The organism is Streptomyces sp. NPDC050743 (assembly GCF_044456925.1).
Lineage (GTDB): Bacteria > Actinomycetota > Actinomycetes > Streptomycetales > Streptomycetaceae > Streptomyces.
Window position 1 is genome coordinate 180596 of sequence record NZ_JBITGJ010000006.1, and the last position, 22038, is coordinate 202633.

At 72.2% G+C, this 22038-nt stretch carries 21 protein-coding genes; 10 read left to right on the plus strand and 11 right to left on the minus strand.

What is annotated here, in order from left to right:
* Positions 1-234 precede the first annotated feature (234 nt).
* The gene (locus tag ACIBJF_RS09860; RefSeq protein WP_399173176.1) at positions 235-726 is read left to right on the plus strand and encodes a MarR family winged helix-turn-helix transcriptional regulator; all 492 of its coding nucleotides are present in this window, start codon (positions 235-237) and stop codon (positions 724-726) included.
* Positions 727-980: 254 nt separating this feature from the next.
* Here the strand turns inward: ACIBJF_RS09860 and ACIBJF_RS09865 are convergent, their stop codons facing one another.
* Positions 981-1769 carry a protein phosphatase 2C domain-containing protein gene (locus ACIBJF_RS09865; RefSeq protein ID WP_399173177.1) on the minus strand — a complete coding sequence of 263 codons (789 nt, stop codon included), beginning with the start codon at positions 1767-1769 and terminating at the stop codon, positions 981-983.
* A 400-nt stretch (positions 1770-2169) separates the two neighbouring features.
* On the opposite strand from ACIBJF_RS09865, the gene ACIBJF_RS09870 reads away from it, so the two are divergent.
* Genes ACIBJF_RS09870 through ACIBJF_RS09890 form a run of 5 tightly spaced genes read left to right on the plus strand, consistent with a single transcriptional unit; the run spans position 2170 to position 7930 of the window.
* Positions 2170-5100, plus strand: a complete 2931-nt coding sequence (locus tag ACIBJF_RS09870; protein ID WP_399173244.1) for a nitrate- and nitrite sensing domain-containing protein — start codon at positions 2170-2172, stop codon at positions 5098-5100.
* Positions 5097-5594, plus strand: coding sequence for a roadblock/LC7 domain-containing protein (locus ACIBJF_RS09875; RefSeq protein ID WP_356315036.1), 498 nt, complete (start codon positions 5097-5099; stop codon positions 5592-5594). The genes ACIBJF_RS09870 and ACIBJF_RS09875 overlap by 4 nt, the downstream gene beginning before the upstream one ends.
* Complete coding sequence (locus ACIBJF_RS09880; RefSeq protein WP_399173178.1) at positions 5591-6001, plus strand: DUF742 domain-containing protein; 411 nt, start codon at positions 5591-5593, stop codon at positions 5999-6001. Before ACIBJF_RS09875 ends, ACIBJF_RS09880 begins: the two co-directional genes overlap by 4 nt.
* Positions 5982-6641: a GTP-binding protein gene (locus ACIBJF_RS09885; protein WP_399173179.1), complete on the plus strand. Its 660-nt coding sequence runs from the start codon at positions 5982-5984 to the stop codon at positions 6639-6641. The genes ACIBJF_RS09880 and ACIBJF_RS09885 overlap by 20 nt, the downstream gene beginning before the upstream one ends.
* 35 nt (positions 6642-6676) lie before the next feature.
* Positions 6677-7930 (plus strand): styrene monooxygenase/indole monooxygenase family protein, encoded by a 1254-nt coding sequence (locus ACIBJF_RS09890; protein WP_399173180.1) that lies wholly within the window; start codon positions 6677-6679, stop codon positions 7928-7930.
* Here ACIBJF_RS09890 and ACIBJF_RS09895 read toward each other — a convergent pair.
* The 4 genes from ACIBJF_RS09895 to ACIBJF_RS09910 all read right to left on the minus strand — a co-directional run bounded on the left by ACIBJF_RS09895 (position 7903) and on the right by ACIBJF_RS09910 (position 11132).
* Positions 7903-8976, minus strand: a complete 1074-nt coding sequence (locus tag ACIBJF_RS09895) for an NlpC/P60 family protein (RefSeq protein WP_399173182.1) — start codon at positions 8974-8976, stop codon at positions 7903-7905. The two genes, ACIBJF_RS09890 and ACIBJF_RS09895, sit on opposite strands and share 28 nt — an antisense overlap.
* Positions 8977-9100: 124 nt before the next feature.
* A complete protein-coding gene (locus tag ACIBJF_RS09900) occupies positions 9101-9403 on the minus strand; it encodes a hypothetical protein (protein WP_399173183.1) in 303 nt (100 codons plus the stop codon).
* A 4-nt stretch (positions 9404-9407) separates the two neighbouring features.
* A complete protein-coding gene (locus tag ACIBJF_RS09905) occupies positions 9408-10067 on the minus strand; it encodes a TetR/AcrR family transcriptional regulator (protein ID WP_399173184.1) in 660 nt (219 codons plus the stop codon).
* A gap of 126 nt (positions 10068-10193) precedes the next feature.
* Complete coding sequence (locus tag ACIBJF_RS09910) at positions 10194-11132, minus strand: diiron oxygenase (protein WP_399173185.1); 939 nt, start codon at positions 11130-11132, stop codon at positions 10194-10196.
* 124 nt (positions 11133-11256) lie between these two features.
* Between ACIBJF_RS09910 and ACIBJF_RS09915 the strand changes: the two genes are divergently transcribed.
* Complete coding sequence (locus tag ACIBJF_RS09915; protein ID WP_399173186.1) at positions 11257-12366, plus strand: ferritin-like domain-containing protein; 1110 nt, start codon at positions 11257-11259, stop codon at positions 12364-12366.
* Positions 12367-12805: 439 nt separating this feature from the next.
* Positions 12806-13447, plus strand: a complete 642-nt coding sequence (locus ACIBJF_RS09920; RefSeq protein ID WP_399173187.1) for a hypothetical protein — start codon at positions 12806-12808, stop codon at positions 13445-13447.
* 37 nt (positions 13448-13484) lie between these two features.
* On the opposite strand, the gene ACIBJF_RS09925 is transcribed toward ACIBJF_RS09920, so the two are convergent.
* The 5 genes from ACIBJF_RS09925 to ACIBJF_RS09945 all read right to left on the minus strand — a co-directional run bounded on the left by ACIBJF_RS09925 (position 13485) and on the right by ACIBJF_RS09945 (position 19051).
* A complete protein-coding gene (locus ACIBJF_RS09925) occupies positions 13485-14942 on the minus strand; it encodes a penicillin-binding transpeptidase domain-containing protein (RefSeq protein WP_399173245.1) in 1458 nt (485 codons plus the stop codon).
* 23 nt (positions 14943-14965) lie between these two features.
* Complete coding sequence (locus ACIBJF_RS09930; RefSeq protein ID WP_399173188.1) at positions 14966-16327, minus strand: FtsW/RodA/SpoVE family cell cycle protein; 1362 nt, start codon at positions 16325-16327, stop codon at positions 14966-14968.
* Between the two features lie 70 nt (positions 16328-16397).
* A complete protein-coding gene (locus tag ACIBJF_RS09935) occupies positions 16398-17648 on the minus strand; it encodes an ATP-binding protein (RefSeq protein ID WP_399173189.1) in 1251 nt (416 codons plus the stop codon).
* Positions 17645-18415: a hypothetical protein gene (locus ACIBJF_RS09940; RefSeq protein WP_399173190.1), complete on the minus strand. Its 771-nt coding sequence runs from the start codon at positions 18413-18415 to the stop codon at positions 17645-17647. Before ACIBJF_RS09940 ends, ACIBJF_RS09935 begins: the two co-directional genes overlap by 4 nt.
* A 126-nt stretch (positions 18416-18541) precedes the next feature.
* On the minus strand, positions 18542-19051 hold the full coding sequence (locus ACIBJF_RS09945) for a protein phosphatase (RefSeq protein WP_351799723.1): 510 nt from the start codon (positions 19049-19051) through the stop codon (positions 18542-18544).
* A 99-nt stretch (positions 19052-19150) separates the two neighbouring features.
* Between ACIBJF_RS09945 and ACIBJF_RS09950 the strand changes: the two genes are divergently transcribed.
* A complete protein-coding gene (locus ACIBJF_RS09950; protein ID WP_399173191.1) occupies positions 19151-19954 on the plus strand; it encodes an NERD domain-containing protein in 804 nt (267 codons plus the stop codon).
* Position 19955: 1 nt separating this feature from the next.
* Here ACIBJF_RS09950 and ligD read toward each other — a convergent pair whose 3' ends face one another.
* Positions 19956-20849 (minus strand): non-homologous end-joining DNA ligase, encoded by an 894-nt coding sequence (gene ligD, locus ACIBJF_RS09955; protein ID WP_399173192.1) that lies wholly within the window; start codon positions 20847-20849, stop codon positions 19956-19958.
* Between the two features lie 155 nt (positions 20850-21004).
* Between ligD and ACIBJF_RS09960 the strand changes: the two genes are divergently transcribed.
* Entirely contained in the window at positions 21005-22030 is a 1026-nt protein-coding gene (locus ACIBJF_RS09960) for a Ku protein (protein ID WP_399173193.1), read from the plus strand.
* The last annotated feature ends 8 nt before the right edge of the window (positions 22031-22038 follow it).

Here is a 22038-nt window from a genome sequence, read left to right on the forward strand (position 1 = left end):
TCCGGAGAGTGGGGTGGGGGGAACGTGGCTGTGACCGTGTACCGGATGGATGCCGCACTGGCGTGGGCATGCCATTCATTGCCTGGTAAAGAAGCTACGCACGTAGATGAGGGCGTGGGAAGGGGGTCCGGGCGCCGCCGTTGGTCTAGCCCTGCGAAATACTTACAGAGCTGCGGCAATGACGACTTTTGGCAGAAACTTTCAGGACCGCGAAAACCGGGCAGGGGTGCTGACGTGCACGAGGACGGAAACGGCGACGCACATCGCGGCGCCCAGGAGATGACACCGAGTGGTGCAGACCAGGAATTCCTGGCACTGGAACGGGAGTTGACCGTGCTGCTCAGGCGGGCCCGGGCCAACCAGGGCGAGATGGCCCGCGAGGTCCATCCCGACCTGGAGTCCTCGGCGTACGGCCTGCTCATCCGCCTGGACGAGTGCGGCGGCCAGCGGGCCACGGAGCTCGCCGGCTACATCGGCGTCGGCAAGGCCACCATGTCCCGCCAGCTGCGCGCCCTGGAGGAGCTGGGCCTGATCGCCCGCGAACCCGACCCCGCCGACGGCCGCGCCTGGCTCGTCACCCTGACCGAGGAGGGCCGCGGCCGGGTCGGCAAGGTCCGCGAGGCGCGCCGCGCCCGCTACGTCCGCCAGCTCGCCCACTGGGACCGCCACGAGGTCGCCGAACTCGCCCGCCTCCTACACCAATTGAACGGCGTCATGGAGAGGTAGGGCTGACCGGCCCGGGCAGCCCGGAAGACGCCATCCCAGCGAGGCGCCCCGAGGGGGCTGCTTGGAGAGAGCTGGTCGGAAGGGGAGGCGCTGGCGAGGCCGGCCCGGGGAGGCCCCTCGAAGGGGCTGGTCGGAGGGGGCTGCTCGGAAGGGGCGGTGCTGGCAAGGCCGCCCCGGGAGGCGCCTCGGAGGGGCGCGCCGAAGCGACTGTCCCGAGGAGGCCGCGCGGAAGCAGGTCGGGGGGCGGTGGGGGCTCAGAGTTCTGCGTACACCGCCGTCGCGTCGTCGTGTGTCTTGCTCCGCCCCAGGAACGCCCGTTCCTCGCGGTCCGCCGTCTCCAGCTCGCGTACCCGGTCCACCAGCGACCGGGCGCCCTCCTTGGCGACCAGCTCGAACAGGGCCTGCCAGTCGCCCTCCTGGAACTTCTCCGTCCAGCGGGTCGCGCCGTCCGTCAGCGCGGCCAGGGCGCGGACCTCGTCCCGGGGCACCGTGCCGGCGACCGCGCGGGCCGCGACCGAGGGATCGGCGGCGGCCGTGAAGAAACCGCCCTCCTTGTTGCGCAGGGTGGCGTCCACCAGGGCGTCCGTGGCGAGCGCGGAGCGCGGCAGCCGGGCGAGCCGGTCGTCGAGGACCGGGGTGACCGTCCCGTCGGTGCCCTGCAGCAGCAGCGCGGAGTCGGACAGCACCAGGTACTCGACGGTCCCGGCGGACCACCGGGCCAGGGCGACGGTCGCCTGGGGAGTGCGCGGGTGAGAAAGCTCACAGGTTCGGGCGTGGGCCTCGGCGGTGCGGCCGATCGCCCGCGACAGAATCTCCGGGAGCGTCAGATCTCCGCGCGAAACGGTCAGTTCGGTCAGCGCGCCGCCCAGCCGGGCGGTGAACCAGGGGACGGAATGCAGACACCCCGTCTCACCCCGTGGGGGAGTCACCCCGTCCAGGACGATCACACAACCCCCCTGTCCGGAGGCGGGAAGTCCGACACCGGCGAAGTCCTCGTTGGGTCGGTTCACGTCGCCGGGTTCCGAAACGAGATCGGTTCGCATTCAGCCAGTCTGCACGAGCTCTTCACAGGATTCGCCAAAGGCTGGCAAGTGCTGTGGAATTGACACGACCCCGCAGGTCAGGCGCCTGGTTTGGGGTGGAATGCTCCACTCCGGGAAGGCGTGGTGGCGAATACTGTCAAAGCCTGCCCCGCTCGTCCAACCGGCGTGCCGTACAGGGGCACCGCACGCGCCACGGGAACTTGCCCGCCAACTCCCCTCCGATGTTCACTCCTTCGGGTGGCGGGTCAGGTGATGCGCGACCCCTGCCCACCGGCGCTGGGAGGGTCGGGAACCGTACGAACCGGGTGTACGCACCACTACGCACCACTTGGCACCACGATGACGAAGTGCCACCCGGGTCCTTGGCTAGTCGAGTTCAGGAATGCGAGCACCGGTGCAGATGAAGCGGCCTCGGCGCACAGGCAGGCAGACGGCCCCCACGGGGGCCGAACCGCAGAACCCCGTGGGCACAGGCCGCGCCACCCATGTGCGCACCCGGCTGATCGTCGCGGTCGCCGTGGTGGCCGCCGCCGTCGCGGGAGCCGGCGCGCCCGCCGTCCTCACCGCGTCCCAGGACGTCGGCGACTCCCAGGACCTGGTGACGCTGGCCGCCCGCACCCAGGACGCCCTCGCCCTGGCGAACTCCCTCGCCGACGAGCGCGAGGAGGTCACCTCCTACATCGCCGCGGGGCGCCCCCGGGCGAAGGCCCCCTCCGAGGACCGCAGCGCCCGCGTCGACCGGCAGGTCGAGGACCTGCGCGCCGAGGAGGACACCCCGGCGAGCCTGCGCGGCGACCTCGACGGCATCGCCGCCGTCCGCCGGGCCGCCCTCACCGGCAAGAGCACGGCCCTCCAGACCCACCAGGCGTACTCCGCCGCCATCGACGAACTGCACCGGCTCGCCGAGCAGCTCGCCGACCAAACGCCCCCGCGGGCCGGCTCCGGCGCCCACGCGCTCGCCGAGCTGGACACCGCCGTCCAGCAGTCCGCCGCCGCCCGCGGCCTGCTGCTCGCCGCGCTGAACGTGCCGTCCTCCACCCGGACGGTGATCAGCCCCGTCACCGGCCTGCCCACCACGACCTCCACCACCTCCGAGGCCGACCGCAAACAGCGCGACCAGCTGACCGCGGCCGCCCAGCAGGCCCGGCTGCGCGCCGACGCCGCCCTCGCCGACTTCCGCGCGACCGCCCCCAAGACGGCCGTCGACTCCTACGACTCCACGGTCACCGGCCCCGAGGTCAACTCGGCGGAGAAGTACCTCGCCACGCTCACCGACCAGCCGACGCTGGCCGACAGCGAGCTGACCACCAGCACCAAGAAGCTGGACGCGGCCCTGTCCGCCCGCGTCGACCTGATGCGCGGCGCGGAATCGGCCCTCTACGACCACCGCACCAAGAACCTGGCGAAGCTCCGCGACGACGACGTCACGGCACTGGAGATCCGCATCGCCGTACTAGGCGCGCTGATGCTGGTGGCCGTGGGCCTCGCCACGGCCATGGCCCGCACCCTGACCCGCCCGCTGTCGGTGCTGCGCCGCGGCTCGGCCCGCCTGGCCCAGTCCGCGGACCCGGCGACCCAGGAGCCCATCGCCTTCACCGGCCGCAACGACGAGTTCGCCCAGGTCGTCCGCTCGGTCAACGCCCTGCACGCGCACGCGGCGGCCCTGCACGAGCGCGTGGCCACGCTGGAGACGGACCGCAAGCACCTGGTCGGCCAGCGCCAGAAGATGGCCGACGCCCGCGAGGAGCTGCGCGCCGAACTCGCCGAGTCCGCCGCCCAGCTGGAGCGGCTGCGCACCAGCATCGGCGGCACGTTCGTCAACCTGGCCCTGCGCACCCTCGGCCTGGTCGAACGCCAGCTCGCGGTCATCGAGGGCCTGGAGGAACGCGAACAGGACCCGGACCGCCTCGCCACGCTCTTCAAGCTCGACCACTTCGCCACGGTCATGCGCCGCCACAGCGAGAACCTCCTGGTCCTGGCCGGCGCCGAGCACGTCCAGCAGCACCACGGCCCGGTCCCGCTGGTCGACGTGGTCCGGGCGGGCGTCAGCGAGATCGAGCGCTACGAGCGGGTCCGCATCGCGGCCCTGCCCCCGCACGCGCACGTGGCGGGCTACGCGGCGGACGACCTCTCCCACCTGCTGGCCGAGCTGATGGAGAACGCCACGTCGTTCTCCCCGCCGGACCTGCCCGTCGAGGTCTCCGGCTGGCTGCTGGAGAGCGGCGAGGTCATGCTCTCCGTCCAGGACGAGGGCATCGGCATGGCGGCCGACCGCCTGGTCCGCCTCAACACCCGCCTGGCCGAGTTCGACCCCGAGAGCCACTACGACAGCGAGGGCGACACCGGCCTCGGCCTCGGCCTGTACGTCGTCGCCCGCCTCGCCCACCGGCACGGCGTCCGGGTGCAGCTGCGCGAGCAGAAGCAGGGCGGCATCGCGACGGTCGTCGTCCTGCCGGCCACGCTCCTCACCGAGGCCCCGCCCACCGCCCTGCCCCCGCAGACCTCGTCCCCGAGCACCACGGGCACCTTCTCCCTCCCCGGCGCCGACGCCGAGGTCAACTCCAACGTCCTCCATGGCCGCGCCAAGAACGCCGACCCACTGGTCGCCCTGGCGGAACAGGCGGTCCGGGGGGCGGCCACCGCCAACGGCCCGGCCGCCGAGACCGACACTCCACCGGAGCCGACGCTTCCGGCCACCTCGACGGCCCCCGCAGGCGAGACCACGACCGCCTTCGGCACCCTCGCCGAGGAAACCGCCTCCACGGGACCGGCCACCGAGACCGAGGGCGCCTTCGGGGGTTCGGCCCAGGACGCCGTGCGGGAGGCCTTCGGGGCCGAGCGGGGCGCGGCCGGTGACCGGGTGGAGCATGCCGTCCACGAGCAGGCCGCCCCGGCCTTCCAGGACGCGGAGGCCCGCCCGAAGGCTCCGGCGGAGACGTTCGCCGAGTCGACGATGGAACTGCTGCTCCCGGACCTCACGGCGGACCCCACGGACCCGGCGGCCGCCGACGGCGGACGCGCCCCGCAGGGGCCACCGGCACCCGACGACGAGAGCGGCACGGCCGGTGCGGGTGGGCACGCATCCGCCGAAGCCGAGGACGAGGCGGAGGAACGGCTCACCAGCAAGGGCCTCCCCAAGCGCACACCCAAGATCACCGCACCCGCCGCCCCACCCCGCCAGCGCACCGCGAGCGTCGACGCAGAAGCCCTCCGCAGAAGGCTCGGCGGCTTCCGCCAGGGCGCCCAGGCCGGCTACCGCGACGTAGAGGCAGAGCTCGCAACACGTACCGAAACAGCCACGGGGGGCACAGCCGAGGAGGCAAGCAGTTGACCGCGCCCAGTACCTACGGACTGAGCAGTGAAGCCCGCAACCTGCACTGGCTGCTGACCAACCTGGTGGAGGAAGTCCCCGGCATCGAGTCGGTCGCCGTGGTCTCCTCGGACGGCCTGCTGCTCCTCTCGTCCGACCCGGGCCACACCGAGCAGTCCCGTCGGACCCGCCCGGCGAAGGGGCCCCGCGGCTCCTCCGCCGACCTGGCCACCATCGTCTCCGGCATCGGCAGCCTCACGGTCGGCGCCGCGAAGCTGATGGACTTCGGCGGCGTCAAGCACACGATGATCGCGATGGAGGAGGGCAGCCTGTTCGTGATGTCGATCAGCGACGGCTCGCTGCTCGGCGTGCACGGTTCCGCCGAGTGCGACATGAGCGTGGTGGCGTACCACATGGCGCTGTTCGTCGGCCGCGCCGGCCACGTGCTCACTCCGGAACTGCGCAGCGAGTTGCGCAAGTCCCTGGAGTCCGAGTCGGCGGGGAGCGCCCGATGAGCGGCAGCGCGAAGAAACTCCCCGTGCGCGGCGGGGAACGCAAACCCGCCCGCGTCCGCCCCTACTCGCTCACCGGCGGCCGTACCCGCTTCGGCCACGTCCTCCTCGTGGAGACGTTCGTGGCGGCGCTGGAGGCCCCGGAGGAGCGCAAGGAACTGACGAATGGTTCCCTCACCACCCGGGTCATGCCGGAGATGCAGGCCATCGTCGAACTGTGCCGCCGTATGCGCACGGTGGCCGAGATAGCCGCGCTGCTGAAGATGCCGCTCGGCGTGGTCCGCGTGCTCCTGAGCGACCTCGCGGACCAGGGAAAGATCCGTGTGTACGGCACCGGGACCGGTCACGGCACCGGCCGACCGGACCGCGCTCTGCTGGAAAGGGTGCTGAGTGGACTCCGCCGTCTCTGACGCCGCCGCCTCCGCCGTCGGAGGCGCTCCCCTCGTCGCCGGATTCACCGAGCCCGACGAGGACCTGAGGTCCTGGCAGACGGACCGCACCCGGGCCCCCATCGCCACGAAGATAGTCGTGGCGGGAGGCTTCGGTGTCGGCAAGACCACCCTGGTCACCGCCGTCTCGGAGATCACGCCCCTGCAGACCGAGGCGCTGATGACCGAGGCGAGCGAGGAGACCGACGACCTCACCGCCACCCCGGGCAAGCTCACCACCACCGTGGCCATGGACTTCGGCCGCATCACGCTCGACGACGACCTGGTGCTCTACCTGTTCGGCACGCCGGGCCAGCAGCGGTTCTGGTTCATGTGGGACGACCTGGTGCGCGGCGCGATCGGCGCGGTCGTCATGGCCGACACGCGCCGGCTGAAGGACTGTTTCCCGGCGCTGGACTACTTCGAGAGCTGCGGGCTGCCGTACGTCGTCGCGGTCAACCACTTCGACGGCAGCGAGCTGTTCGAGCCGGAGGACGTACGGGAGGCGCTGACGATCCCCCCGCACGTCCCTGTCATGATCATGGATGCGCGGCGCCGCATCTCGGTCATCGAGACACTGCTGTCCCTGGTCGGCCACGCGCTGGACGAAACCCCCGAGTAGTCCCCGAGCAGTACCCGTTAGGAGTCCCCACCCGCATGCGGAAGATACTCGTCGTCGGAGCCGGCCAGTCCGGTCTCCAGCTCGCCCTCGGCCTGCAGTCGCACGGCTACGAGGTCACCCTGATGTCGAACCGGACCGCGGACGAGATCCGCACCGGCCGGGTCATGTCGACGCAGTGCATGTTCCACACGGCACTGCAGCACGAGCGCGATCTGAAGTTGAACTTCTGGGAGTCCCAGGCCCCGAAGATCGAAGGACTCGGCGTCTCGGTCGCGGCCCCCGGCTCGCACGACCCGGGCCCCACGCAGCGGGCGATCGACTGGGTGGGCAGGCTCGACGGGTACGCGCAGTCGGTCGACCAGCGGGTGAAGATGGCCGGCTGGATGGAGACCTTCGCCCAGCGCGGCGGCCAGCTGGTCATCCACGGCGCGGCGGTCGGCGACCTCGACTACTTCTCCCGTACCTACGACCTCGTCCTGGTCGCGGCCGGCAAGGGCGAGCTGGTGTCGATGTTCGCCCGCGACCCGGAGAGCTCCCCGTACAGCGAGCCGCAGCGCGCGCTGGCCGTGGCGTACGTCCACGGCCTGGGCCCGCGCCCGGAGCACCCGGAGTTCGACGCGGTCCGCTGCAACCTGGTCCCCGGGGTCGGCGAGCTGTTCATCATGCCGACGTTCACCACCTCCGGCCGCGCCGACATCCTGTTCTGGGAGGGCATACCCGGCGGTCCGCTCGACGTCTTCAACGGCGTCAAGGACCCGGCGGAGCACCTCTCCCTGACCCTGGAACTCATGGAGAAGTTCACGCCCTGGGAGTACGCGCGGGCGACCAAGGTCGAACTGACCGACGCGGGCGGCACCCTGGCCGGCCGCTACGCCCCGACGGTCCGCAACCCCATCGGCCGGCTGCCCGGCGGCGGTCTGGTCCTGGGCGTCGCGGACGTCGTCGTGGCCAACGACCCGATCACCGGCCAGGGCTCCAACTCGGCCGCCAAGTGCGCGGCCGCGTACCTCGAGTCGATCCTGGAGCAGGGTGAGAAGCCGTTCGACGAGGAGTGGATGCAGGCCACGTTCGACCGGTACTGGAACACCGCGCAGCACGTCACCAAGTGGACGAACGCGATGCTCATGCCGCCGCCGGAGCACATCCTGAACCTCATCGGCGCGGCCGGCCAGCTCCAGCCGGTGGCCGACCGCTTCGCCAACGCGTTCAACGACCCGTCCGACTTCGAGAACTTCTTCTACGAGCCCGAGAAGACGGCCGCCTACCTGGCCTCGGTGACCGGGGCCTGATCCGGACGTACGGCACCGAGGACCGGGTTCGAGGCCAGAGGTGACACCTCGACGCTCGCGCCCGGTCTCGGTGCCTCCACGACCTTGCCGTCGCCCACGTACATCGCCACGTGGGTCGCCTCCGGGAAGTACACCACCAGGTCCCCCGGCCGCAGCTCGCTCAGCGGGATCCTCCTCAGCCGCTGCCACTGCTCCTGGCTCGTCCGCGGGATGGACCGGCCCGCGTGCCCCCAGGCCTGGGAGGTGAGGCCCGAGCAGTCGTAGGCGCCCGGGCCCTGCGCGCCCCACTGGTACGGCTTGCCGAGCTGGTCCATGGCGTAGCGGACCGCGAGGGCGCCCTCGGGGGAGGCGAGCCGGCCCGCGGGCAGGGAGCCGGAGGTGGCGAGCTTCTGCTGGGCCTCGGTGACGCCCCGCTGTTCCAGCGCGGCGACCGCGGCCAGCTGGGCGGGGGTGAGGGAGGCCAGCAGGCGTTCCACGTCGGCCAGCTTCTTCCGCACGTCGTCGCGCTGCTTCTGCTGCTGTTCGGCGAGGGTGAGCCGGGTGTCCAGGGCCTTGCGGGCCAGCCGCGCCAGGATGTCGCGCTGCTTCTCCGTGGCGGTCAGCCGGGTCACCGTACGGGCCTGCGCGCGGGCCAGCTCGCCGATGACATGGCCCTCGTCCAGCGCGTGCTGCGGATCGGGCGCGAGGAGCAGGCGGACGTACGGGCCCAGGCTGTCGTCGCTGCTCTGGTACTGCCGGCGGGCCAGCCGGCCGACGTCGGTCCGGCTGTCCTGCAGGGCGAGGCGGGTGCGGGCCAGTTCGCCGTCGAGGCGGGCCACCGCGGCGCGCTGCCGCTTCAGTTTCTCGGCGGTGGCGTTGTAGGTCTCGGTGGCCTTCTCGGCTTGGCGGTACAGCTGCTGAAGGTCCGTCAGCAGCTGGGAAACGGTCCGCTGCGGTCCCGCACCGGGCCGCTGCGGGTCCGGTGCGGCCGCGGCCGGTGCGGGCACGAGGACGGCCTGGGCCGCCAGCGCGGTCGTACAGGCCAGGCGCAGAACCATTCCTGACACGTCATCACCTCGGGTGCGGGGAGGGATTCCCGGCGGGCGGGCTGGTCGCCTCCTATCGGACCGCGATTATCGGATGTATCCGTGCGGGGCGCGCTCCCGGCGTGCGCGGTTCGGCGCACGCCTGTCACCCGTTCGTGTCGCCCGGCTCGCGGGGCGGTGCGACGGCGGGCTTCGACCAGGGCCACCGGAGCCTGCCGCCGGAGGTGTCGTCCGGGTCGTACTGGTACTTCCACCCCTGGATCAGGCCCAGCCGCCTGCTGTGTCCGCGCGGCACGCGCCGGTAGACCAGCACGGTGGGCGGGCCGCCGGCCGGGTCCGGGACGGGGATGCGGTACGTCTTCGGGGGGTGCCCGGTGGGCCCGACCATGACCGGCAGCACGCGCCCGTCCATGGGGCCGCCCTCGAAGGGGGTGATCTGGCTCTTCACGGCTTCAGTCTCGGCCATCCTCGCCGAGCGCGCCGACGACGGCGGCCGTCTGCGGGTCCCGGGCCGCGGTGACCGTGAGTACGGCCATGAACTGCTCCACCAGCCAGGTGCGCAGCTCCTCCACCGGGGGCTGCTTGTCCTCGTCGAGCCAGATCAGGGAGGCCGCCTCCACCGCCGTGATCCACGTCCGGACGGTCATGCGCAGCCGGGGGCCGGGCTCGGTGACGCCGAGGTGGCTGTAGATGTGCTCGGCGGCGGCCCGGCGCACCCCGTCCACGATGGCGGTCGTCCGCGAGGTCTCCACCACGCTGCCGCCCTGGAGCAGCGCGCTGAAGCCGGTGTCGTGCTCGTCGACGAAGCTCAGATAGCGGTCCAGGGCGCGGGACAGACGGGGCAGCAGGGGTCCCTCGCGCGGCTCGTCGAAGCACAGCCGGAGCTCTTCGGCGGCCGAGCGCAGCGCGGCCTCGTACAGCTGCTGCTTGCCGCCAGGGAAGTACCGGTACACCAGCGGGCGCGACACTCCGGCGGCCTCCGCCACGTCGTCCAGCGACACGTCCTCGGGGGCGCGGTGAGCGAAGAGGCTCAGGGCGGCGGCGAGCAGCTGGCTTCGCCGCTCCTCGACGCTGAGGCGGCGGTAGGCGGGGGTGGCGGCGGACGGGGTCATGGCCGTCAGCGTAATCGCTCCGCTCGGAGGCCGTCCGTCGTCCGCCGGTCCGTTGCGGCTGGTCGCGCGCACGCGGTGGAGCCGCATGCCGCTGCAGCCCCGCGCCCCTCGGGCCGGCACGCCCGCCTACGCCAGGAGGCCGGACGACCTCCACAGCCGCCGCCCCGCCCCCCGCAGCACCCCGATGTCGTCCAGGAAGTCCGTCAAGCGCTTCGCTCCCGTCTGCATCACCTCGCGCCGATGCCCGCTGGCCTTCACCTGGGCCATCGCCTCCCGCTTGTCCAGGCCCACGTTCGTGTAGACCTCGGGGTTCACGAAGGCGACCGAGAAGACGCGGGCGAACTCGCCCGAGGTGATCCGGGTGAACTCCTGGGACCACTTGGGCGCCGTCACCATCTGGCGCCGCAGCTCCTCACGGGCGTACCGGACGTGCCGGGCCTCCTCGACCACGTGGATGCGGGTGACGCCACGGATGAGGGGCTGGACCCGCTCGTCGGGGAACGTCAGCCGCTGCATCCAGTCGAGGACCTCCTCGCCGAGCAGTGTGGCGGTGAAGGAACCCGGGGTCGTGGAGATGGTCTTGAACAGGCGGCCGAGGTTCTGGTGGACCTTGCTCACCGGGTACCAGGGCGTGCCGCCGTGCGAGATCAGGCGCGCGAACATCTTGGAGTGCCGGCACTCGTCCTCGATCTCGGTCAGCGCGTAGCGCACGTGCGCGCTCGTCGCCGCCTTGTCGTAGATGTGCCGGACCAGCAGCTGCATCAGGATGATCTCGAACCAGATGCCGAGCGAGGCCAGCGCCGCCGCCTCGTGCTGGGAGAGCAGGATCCGCTGCTCCTCGCTCATCCGCCGCCACATCGGCGTGTCGTAGAGCGAGACCAGCTCCGGCGGCCAGAACCACTTGCCCTCCTCGAAGGGCGCGTCCCAGTCCAGCTCCTTGTCCGGGTCGAAGGAGTGCTTGGCGGAGGAGACGAGCAGCCGTTCGGCCACCTGCTCCCGGTCCTTGAGCAGGCCGAGCGCATCGCGCAGACCGTCCAGCGCGTCCGCTTCCGTCAGGGTCGTCATGGCTCCCTCACCTCGTTACCGGGGGGTACATCGTCCTGACTCTTATGAGACTGCCTGTCAGCAAGGCCGTCAATCCCTTGCACGTGACTTGTTGACTTCGCGTCTACGTGTGAGCCTGCGGGGTATGCCGACCCATGACCTGTACGCCAACGACCCCGGTGACCCCCTCTGGCGGGTGCCCGCGAGCGGCGTCGCCCGGTTCAGCTGGGAGTACGACGACGGCCGCGAACGGCTGCTCGCCCTGTACCAGAAGGGCAAGGACAAGCAGTGGGACGGGCAGCAGCGCATCGACTGGGACCTGGAGGTCGACCCGTACGACGCGCTCGGCACGCCCGAGGAGGCCATGTCCCTGTACGGCACCAGGTACTGGGACAAGATGACGGAGAAGGACAAGGGCGAGCTGCGGCGGCACTACGCCTCCTGGCAGTTCAGCCAGTTCCTGCACGGCGAGCAGGGCGCGATGATCTGCGCGGCGCGGATCGTGGAGTCGGTGCCGGACCTGGACGCCAAGTTCTACTCCGCGACCCAGACCATGGACGAGGCCCGGCACGCCGAGATCTATGGCCGGTTCCTGCACGAGAAGATGGGGCTCGTCTACCCGATCAACGACAATCTGCAGTCCCTGCTCGGCGACACGCTCCGGGACAGCCGCTGGGACATGCCCTACCTGGGCATGCAGGTCCTCATCGAGGGTCTGGCGCTGGCCGCGTTCGGGATGATCCGGGACACCACCGACAAGCCGCTGCCCAAGCAGATCCTGACCTACGTCATGCAGGACGAGGCCCGGCACGTGGCCTTCGGCCGGCTGGCGCTCAGGGACTACTACAAGCAGCTCACCGACGCCGAACTGCGCGAGCGCGAGGAGTTCGTCATCGAGGGCTGCTATCTGATGCGCGACCGGCTCCGGGGCGTGGAGGTCCTGGAGAACTTCGGCATCCCCAAGGCCGAGGCGGAGGAGCTGAGCGAGCGCTCCGAGTTCCTCCAACTGTTCCGCAAGCTGCTGTTCAGCCGGATCGTGCCCTGCGTCAAGGACATCGGGCTGTGGGGCAAGCGGCTCCAGCAGGCCTATGTGGACATGGGCGTGCTGGAGATGGGGGACGCCAACCTGGATCTGCTGATGGCCCAGGACGAGGAACTGGCCGAGCGACTGGACGCGCAGCGCTTCGCCGCCGAGGAGCAGGAGCGGATCGCCGAGGTCCGGGAGGCGATCGAGTCGGGCGCGGCGGAGGACTGAGACGGCGAACGACCGAGGCGGCGGGGGACTGGCGTGGCGGAGGGCTGAGGCGGTGAGCGCCCCGAGGTGGCGCAGGCCTGACGCGGCGGAGGGCTGAGGCTGCGAACGACCGAGGCGGCGAACGGCCGAGGCGGCGCAGGACCGGCGCGGCGAACGGCCGAGGCGGCGGAGGACCGGCGCGGCACAGCCCCGGGCGGCCGCCGGGGTGTTCACTCGCGTGCAGTAGCGTGCGGGCGTGTCCATGCCTCCGCCACCGCAGCAGCCGTACCCGAACGGCTAGCCGTACCCCAACGGCCCCCAGCAGCCGCCGAACCCGTACGCCCCGCCCCCGCAGGCCGCCCCCGGCCCGTACGGCTCCCCGTATCCGCCGCAGCAGCAGCCGTACCCGCCCCAGCAGCCCTACGCCCAGCAGCCGTACCCGGGCTGGGGCGCGCCGCCCATGGCCCCGCTGCCGAAGAAGCGGCGGATCGGGCTGATCCTCGGGATCGTGGGCGGCGTCGTCGTGGCGATCGTCGTGGTGCTCGCGCTGATCGGGATGGCGGTGGAGAGCGGCTTCCCCGAGGCGAAGAACAAGCTCACCCTGCCCAAGACGCTGCTCGACGGGAAGTACCGGCTCGCCCAGGACCTCTCCGACTCCGAGGGCAAGAAGATCGAGGACGAGGCCCACGGGGCCTGGGACGCCAAGGACCTCCACGGCGTGGTCGGCACCTACGACGTGGGCGGCGACGCGAGCAAGGGCACCCTGGTGGTCTCGGGCATGTACGGCCGGTTCAAGAACACCGACGCGGCCCGCAGGAACATGATGAAGGGCGCCGCCCAGGGCGCCAACGCCAAGGTCGCCGTCCCCGCGAAGGACTTCGAGCTCGGCGGCGTGAGCATCAGCTGCGAGGTGGTGACGCAGGAGCAGATGGGCACGAAGTTCACCGTTCCCATGTGCGCCTGGGCGGACGGCAACACGGGCGCCACGGTCGCCACCGTGAACACGCCGCTCGCCTCGCAGAGCCCGTCGGACATCGACTTGGAGGCGGCCGCGAGGAACACCCTCCAGGTCCGCTCCGAGGCGGTCAAGCCGATCGGCTGACCGCCGGGCGCCCCTCAGGACGTGGTGCGGCCGGTGCTCACCGGCCGAGGACCGCCCGCATCACGTCCCGCGCGATCGGCGCCGCGTCGCCGCCGCCGCTGATCTCGCCCCGGTTCGCCGAGGCGTCCTCCACCACCACCGCGACCGCCACCTGCGGGTCCAGGGAGTTGTCGGCCTGCGCCCAGGAGACGAACCAGGCGTACGGCACACCGGAGTTGCCGACCCCGTGCTGCGCGGTGCCGGTCTTGCCGCCGACCAGGGCGCCGGGGATGGCCGCCTGGGTTCCGGTGCCCTCCCGGACCACATCGGCCATCAGCTCCTTCAGGCGTTCGGCCGTCGCGGGGTTGATCACCTGCCGCGCCGGGTGCGCCCCGCTCCCGGTGAGCGTCTCGCCGCCGCGCCGGCTCGTCCGCTCCACCAGGTACGGCGTCCGCAGCTGCCCGCGGTCCGCTACGGCCGCCGCGACCATCGCCATCTGCAGGGGCGTGGCCCGCGTGTTGTACTGCCCGATCGAGGACAGCGCCAGCTGCGCCCGGTCCACGTGCGGGTCGAAGGTGCTGGGCACCACGGAGAAGGGGATCCGCAGCCCGCTGTCGTTGAACCCGAACGCCCGCGCCGTGGCCACCATGTTCCGCACCCCGACGTCCACGCCCAGCTTGGCGAACACCGTGTTGCAGGACCACTCGAAGGCCGACCGCAGCGAGGCGTCCTGGCAGTCGTCGGCCTCGTTGGTGAGCCGGTTCGTGGCGCCGGGCAGTTGGTAGGGGTCCGGGGAGTCGGTGCGCGCGTCCAGGTCGGTGACCAGGCCCGCGTCCAGCGCCGCCGCCGCGGTGACCACCTTGAACGTCGACCCCGGCGGATAGGTCTGCCGTACCGCCCGGTTGAGCATCGGCTTCTCCGGGTCGTAGTTGAGCCGCGACCACGCCGAGGCGACCGCCTCGCCGTTGCCGGACAGCACCCCGGGGTCGTACGACGGACTCGACACCAGCGCCAGGACGCGGCCCGTGGCCGGCTCGATCGCGGCCACCGCGCCCTTGCGCCCGGCCAGCCCCCGGTAGGCCGCCTCCTGCGCGACCTGGTTCAGCGTGGTCACGACGTTCCCGGCCGGAGCGAGCCGGCGCGTCACGTCGTTCCACAGCGGCAGCGGCGACAGCGCCGGATCCGTGCCGGAGAGCACCCCGTCCCCGGCGTGCTCCAGGAACGTGGTGCCGTACGACTGCGAGGCGAAACCGGTGACCGGCGCGTACAACGGGCCGTCCTTGTAGGTGCGTTCGTAGCGCAGCTGCTCGCCGGTGTCCACGGAGCCGGTGACGGGCTCGCCGCCGACCAGGATGTCGCCGCGCGGCCGGCCGTAACGGGCGATCTCGGCGCGCCGGTTGGCCGGGTTGTCGTCGTAGACCCGGGACTGCACCACCTGCACCCGGGCCGCGTTGACCAGCAGCGCCGCCAGCAGCAGCGCGCAGAACGCGCAGGCGTGCCGGATGTAGCGTCCCATCGGCCGCCCGTCGCCGTAGTCGCTCACGCCGCCTCCCGCCCGTCGTACTGGCTGCGCGCCGAGTCGCTCACCCGGATCAGCAGGGCCACGATCGCCCAGTTGGTGACCACCGAGGAGCCGCCCTGGGCGAGGAACGGCATCGCCATGCCGGTCAGCGGGATCAGCCCGGTGACCCCGCCCGCGATCACGAACACCTGCAGCGCGAGGATCGAGGCGAGCCCGACCGCGAGCAGCCGGCCGAAGGGCTCGCGCAGGGCGAGGCCCGCCCGGTAGCCGCGCTCCACCAGCAGCGCGTACAGCAGGAAGATCGCCGCGAGTCCCGCGAGGCCCAACTCCTCGCCCGCCGTGGCCAGGATGAAGTCCGACTTGGCGGCGAAGCCGATGAGGACGGAGTGGCCGAGCCCGAGCCCGGTGCCGAGCAGTCCGCCGGCGGCGAAGGCGAACAGCGACTGGGAGAGCTGGTTCGGTCCCAGCCCTGCCTCGATGGTGGCGAAGGGATGCAGCCAGTCCTCGATCCGTTGGTTGACGTGCGGCTCGATCCGGCCGACGGCCACCGCGCCGAGGACGGCGAGCAGCAGGCCGACCGCGGTCCAGCCCGTCCGCCCCGTGGCGACGTACAGCAGCACCACGAACAGCCCGAAGAACAGCAGCGAGGTGCCGAGGTCCCGCTCCAGGACGAGCACTCCGACGCTCAGCAGCCAGATCGTCACGATCGGCCCGAGCACCCGCCCGGTCGGGAACTGCAGCCGCCACAGCCGGCGGCCCGTGTACGCGAGCGCGTTGCGGTTGGCGGCCAGGTAGGCGGCGTAGAACACCGCGAGCAGCACCTTCGCGAACTCGCCCGGCTGGATGGAGAATCCGGCGATCCGGATCCAGATCCGGGCGCCGTTGACCGCCGGGAACAGGATCGGCAGCGCGAGCAGCCCGAGCGCGGCGGCCACGCACACGTACGCGTACCGCTGCAGCGAGCGGTGGTCGCGCAGCACCAGCACGACGGCGATGAACAGCCCGACCCCGAGCGTGGACCACACGAGCTGGGCGGGAGCGGCCTGGTTGTGCGGGGTCTCCAGGTCCAGCCGGTAGATCAGGATCAGCCCGAGCCCGTTGAGCAGCACGGCGATCGGCAGGAACAGCGGGTCGGCGTACGGCGCCCGGACACGCACCGCGAGATGCGCCAGCAGCGCGAGCCCGCCGAGCCCCGCGCCGTAGGCGACGGCGCCGGGCGGCACGGTACCGGTCCGGGCCACACCCACCGCGCAGTAGCCGTACACGGACAGCAGCACGGCCAGCACGATCAGGGCGAGTTCGATGCCACGGCGCCGGGGGAGGCGTGCGACGGGTGCGGGAGCCTGCGCCGCCGCCACGGTGGTTCCGGCCTTGGTCATGCCCGGAACCTACCTAAACGGGACGTCTTGTGTGCTATGCCCGCCGGCGCCAGCGTGGCGTGGGGGCGCCTCACCGCCCCCCGACCGCGGGCAGGATCAACGTGGCGACGGCCCCACCGCCCACCGCGTTCGCGAAGAACAACCGCGCCCCCAGGACCTCCGCCTGCCCCACGGCAATGGTCAGCCCCAGCCCGTGCCCGGTGGCCCCGCCCTCCGTACGGAACCGCTGCGGCCCGTGCGCCACCAGATACTCCGGATACCCGTCCCCGTGGTCCCGTACGGTCACCACAGCGCCGTTCACCGTCACAACCACCGGCGGTGCCCCGTGCTTGTGCGCGTTCGCCACCAGGTTCCCCAGCACCCGCTCCAGCCGCCGCCGATCGGTCTCCACCCGCGCGTCCACCAGGACGCGCACCTCGGTGTCGGTGCCCGAGGCGCGCACCACTCGCCGGGCCAGCGCCCCCAGCTCCTCGGTGTCCACCGCCGGCTTCTCCCGCCCGGTGTCCAGCCGGGAGATCTCCAGCAGGTCCTCGGTGAGGGTGCGCAGCGCCGCCACCCGGTCCCGCACCAGCTCCGTCGGCCGGCCCGGCGGCAGCAGCTCCGCCGCCGCGTGCAGCCCGGTCAGCGGGGTGCGCAGCTCGTGTGCCACGTCGGCGGTGAACCGCTGCTCGCTCAGCAGCTTGCTCTGCAGGCTCGACGCCATGGAGTCCAGCGCCGCCGCCACCGCGGCCACCTCGTCCTGCGGGCGGGACGGGTCCTTCGTACGGGGGTCGTCGACACGCGCGTCCAGGTCGCCCGCGCTGATCCGCCGGGCCACCCGGGCGGTGCCGTGCAGCCGACGGGTCACCCGGGTCACCGCGAACACGCCGACCAGCACCGTCGCCCCGATCGCGAGCGCCGACGACCACAGGATGGACCGGTCGAGCCCGGCGATGGTGCGGGACTGCTGCGCGTAGTCGACGGCCACGGCGAGCGCCCGGTGCCCGGCCACCGGGCCCGCCGCCCACATGGTCGGGTGGCCGTCGTGCTGGGAGACCATGGTGCCGCGCTCGCCGGCCGCCGCGAGCACCCGCAGCGGCGCGGGCAGTCCCGCGGGGTCGACCCCGGCGTTCGGCAGCAGCGAGTCGCCGGCCTCGTACGCCTCGGTGGCGTCCGCGAGGCGGGACAGGGCCGTGCCGCGGGCCTGGCCGACGGTCTGGTTGGTCACCGAGACGTGCACCAGGACGCCGAGCAGCGCGGCCAGCGCACAGCACATCACCGTGATGAACGCGGCCGCCTTCACCGCGAGCGGCCCCGCCCAGCGGGGGAGCGCGAGCCTCATCGCGCGCTCGCGGAGGCGGCGGCGGAGGGGAGTGCGGCGGGGGAGGCGGACGGCGAGGCAGAGGACGAGGGCGCGGGCTTCTTGGCGTGCCGACCCTTACCGGTGTGCAGGTACTCGTCGCGGGAGAACACCATCGCGCGCTGCCCCGGGTCCCACATCCAGGTCGTGCGGTACTCGTAGCCGGAGATGTCGGCCGGCGAGCGCTCGATCAGCGCCCGCCCGGCCAGCTCCACGCCGATGATCGCGTCGTTGTCGGACAGCACCTGCACCAGCCTGTGCTTCTCCACGGTGTAGACCCGCACGCCCGTCTGGTTGGTCGGGTAGAGCCGGAAGCCCAGGGTCATGTCGTCCCGGCCGTCGCCGGTGAGATCCCGGTAGTACGGCTTCAGCAGCGGGCAGCGGGCCCGGTCGCCGCCCGCCCGGCAGTCCTTCAGCCGGTCCACCGTCGCGTGGTACGCCCCCTTGGACCCGTAGTCGTCCGGATGCGCCTTGACCTCGGCCTCGACCACGTCCACCGGGTCCACCTCGCGGATGTCGTCGCCGGGGACGGTGATGCCCTTGACGACCTCCCTGGTGGCCACGTCGTAGGGGTAGGCGGGGCTGGACGCCGGGCGCAGGTCCGGCCAGAGCTTGGCGGGGCTGACGGCGGTCGGGGTGGCGCCCGCGCCCCGCAGCCCGCCGGTGTCCCCGCAGGCCACCGCCGTCGCCGACAGCAGGGCGACGGCGGCAGCGGTGAGGGCGGTGCGCGCGGGACGGCGGGCTGGCACGGTGCTCCTGGGGCGTCGGGGTCGGTCGTGGCCCCGTACACCTTATTCGTAGACGAGGAAAATTCTTATGTAAGTCGTACGTAAGTCCTTTTTGCTCCCGTAGGGGGCCGGGCGCTGGGAGAGAGGCTACTCGGCCAGCTCCTCCAGCAGCCGCACCGTCGACAGGCCCGCGCGCAGGTACTCCACGAACAGCTTGTTGTGCAGCGCCCACGCCGAGCGCCGGGCCCGGATCAGCTGGATCACCTCGTCCGGCGCGGCATGCCCCCGCTGCACCAGCGCGTGCGCGACGACCAGGCCCGAGCGGTTGTACCCGTGGTAGCAGCGCACGAGCACCCGGCGCCCGGCGTCCAGCGCCTCGTTCGCCGCCCGCGCCAGCCGGATCACCCCGGCGAGCTGCGTCCCGTCCAGCGGGCCGTCCGGTATCGGCCACACATGGTGCTCGACCCCCGGATCGGGGCCGTACCCCGGCAGCCGCAGCAGCGTCTGCACCACATCGAACTCGTCGCGTACGACGGCGAGCTCCGTCCGTCCCGAGCGGCCCCGGAACTCGTGCCCGCCCATCCACAGGCCCGGCACGATCTCGTCCCAGGCGCTCTCCGGAGCCGGTACGTCGGGCTGCTTTCCGCGGATCCGCAACGGCGCCTCCCCAACTCCCCTCGCAGGGCTGTCCTCCACGGTAACCGGTCTTGCCCCAAGAGCACCCCGCCTGTTCCCATGGTCGAGGGGTGATGGCGCATGAGCGCACTGCGCGTGGTGCCGGCCTATCGGCACGGCCGGGAACGGCTGTACGTCTGCCGCCCGGACGGAAGCAACGCCGCCTGGTACGACCGTGAGACAGGCCGGGTCAACCTGCTCGCTGAGGACAGCAGGGACGACGTACTGGAAGCCCTGAAGCCGTTCCTGACCGGCCCGGTGACCGTGGGCCCGCCACCCGTGCCCACCCCCGCGGAACTCGCCCGGCTGACCCTGCACCCCGACGACGACCTGGCACCCAACCGCCCCGGCGAGGCCCTGCTCGTCGCCCTCGACCGCGACCCCGGCCCCGTCCGCTGGCTGCGCCCCGACCCGCGCCGCCGCGCCCTGGCCGCCGAGGAGGCCGTCGGCACGGTCCTGGACGGCCTGGAGGGGGCCGGCTGGCACACCCTGCACTCCATCGCCCTGCCCGGCGGCGACCGCATCCACCATCTGCTCCTCGGCCCCGGCGGCCTGTTCGCCGTCCACGCCCTGTACGCCCGCAAGTCCCGGGTCCTGATCGCCGACCCGATGGTCACCGTGGGCCGCCGCGACGCCGAGCCGCTGCTGCGCCGGCTGCGGTCCGTCGCCGACCGGGCCTCCTACGCCCTGACCGCCGAGGTCCGCCCGGTCCTGGCCCTCGCGGGCCCGGCCGAGCTGACGGTGACCGTTCCGCCGCGCTCGGTACGCATCCTCCAGGACAGCGAGCTGGCGGGCCTGGCCCGGTTCGGCGGGGTGCTCAAGCCGGCGGACGTGGAGGCGCTGCACGGGATGGCGCGGGACCGGAACACGTGGGGGAGGGTGTAACTCAGGCGAGCGGGAGCGGGGCCGCCCTTTCCGGGTCCAGCATGGGTGCCATCAGGTCCCCGAGGTCCTGCAGCCGCGGCGCGATGTCCTCCGCCCGGAACTCCAGCTGTGCCGGGTCGCGGCAGTCGGCGACCTCGTCCCAGGTCACCGGCGCGGACACCAGCGGGGCCCGGCGGGCGCGCAGCGTGTACGGGGTGGCCGTGGTCTTGCGGGCCGCGTTCTGGCTCCAGTCGACGAACACCTTCCCCGGTCTCAGGCTCTTCGTCATCCGGTGCATTACCAGCCGCGGCATCGCCCGCTCGGCCTCCACGGCGAGCGCCTTCGCGTACTCGCTCGTCCGCTCGGAGGACGAGCCCCGGACCGACGCCAGCAGATGCAGCCCCTTCGACCCGGCCGTCTTCGGGTACGCCTCGATGCCGTCCGCCGCGAGCCGCTCACGCAGCCACAGGGCCACCTCGCAGCAGTGGACGACGGTCGCGGGCGCGCCCGGGTCGAGGTCGAAGACCAGCCGGTCGGCCTCGTGCGGGGTCTGGACCAGCCACTGATGGGTGTGGAACTCCGCGACCAGATTCGCCGCCCAGACCAGGCTCGCCAGATCCTGCAGGACGACCATCCGGGCCGGGCTGTCCGCCGAGGACCGCGGCACCTTCGCGGTGGTGACCCACTCGGGCGTACCGGGCGGAACGTTCTTCGTGAAGAACAGCTGCCCCTGCGGACCGTCCGGATAGCGCAGGAAGGACACGGCCCGGTCGCGCAGGTGCGGCAGCAGCACATCGGCGCTGGTCGCGTAGTAGTGGACCAGCTCCGCCTTGGTGAAGCCGGTCTCCGGATACAGCACCTTCTCCAGGTTGCTGAGCGCGAGCCGCCGCCCCTCCACCTCTGTGATAGGCGTCATACGATGACAATCCCAGACAAACGGTAGTAAGCGCTGTAACCGGCGGATTCGACAGATCGCTCGGATCGGCCAGATCCGGCAGATCGACCGGCAGATCTGACTGATCCGGGAGATCAGCCGTATCCGCCGGCTCCGGTAGAGGAAGGGTGCGGCACGTGCGATCCATCTGGAACGGGGCCATCTCCTTCGGGCTCGTCAGCATCCCGATCAAGCTGGTGAACGCCACGGAGAGCCATGCGATCTCCTTCCGCCAGATCCACACCGAGGACAACGGCCGCATCCGCTACCGCAAGGTGTGCGAACTGGAGGACCGCGAGGTCAGCCAGGCCGAGATCGGCAAGGCGTACGAGGACGCGGACGGCACGATGATCCCGATCACCGACGACGACCTCTCCCACCTGCCGATCCCGACCGCCCGCACCATCGAGATCGTGGCCTTCGTACCGGCCGACCGGATCGACCCGCTCCAGATGGGCGCGGCGTACTACCTGGCCGCCGGCGGGGCGCCCGCGGCCAAGCCGTACACCCTGCTCCGCGAGGCCCTCAAACGCAGCAACAAGGTGGCCATCGCGAAGTACGCCCTGCGCGGCCGCGAACGCCTCGGCATGCTCCGGGTCGTCGGCGACGCCATCGCCATGCACGGCCTGCTCTGGCCCGACGAGGTCCGCGCCCCCGAGGGCGTCGCCCCCGACACCCACGTCACCATCCGCGACAAGGAACTCGACCTCGCCGACGCCCTGATGGACACTCTCGGCGAGGTCGACCTCGAAGACCTCCACGACGAGTACCAGGAGGCCCTGGAGGAGGTCATCGCCGCGAAGGCCTCCGGCGAGGCCCCACCGGAGGCCCCGGCCCCGGCCGCCGCGGGCAAGGTGCTGGACCTGATGGCCGCACTGGAGAACAGCGTGCGGGCGGCCCGCGCATCCCGCGGTGAGGCGCCCGCCGCGGGCGAGGCCGAGGTCAGACCCCTCACGCGCAGGGCCGCGCCCAAGGCGGCGGGGGGCAAGAAGTCGACGGCCACGGCGAAGAAGACGACGACTGCGAAGAAGCCGGAACCGGCTCGCAAGTCGACGTCCAAGGCCGCCTCCAAGACGGCGTCCAAGGCGACCCAGGGGGCGAAGAAGGCGGCGGAGACGAAGAGCACGGCGAAGAAGACGGCGTCGCGCAAGCGGACGGCTTGAGGGAGCTC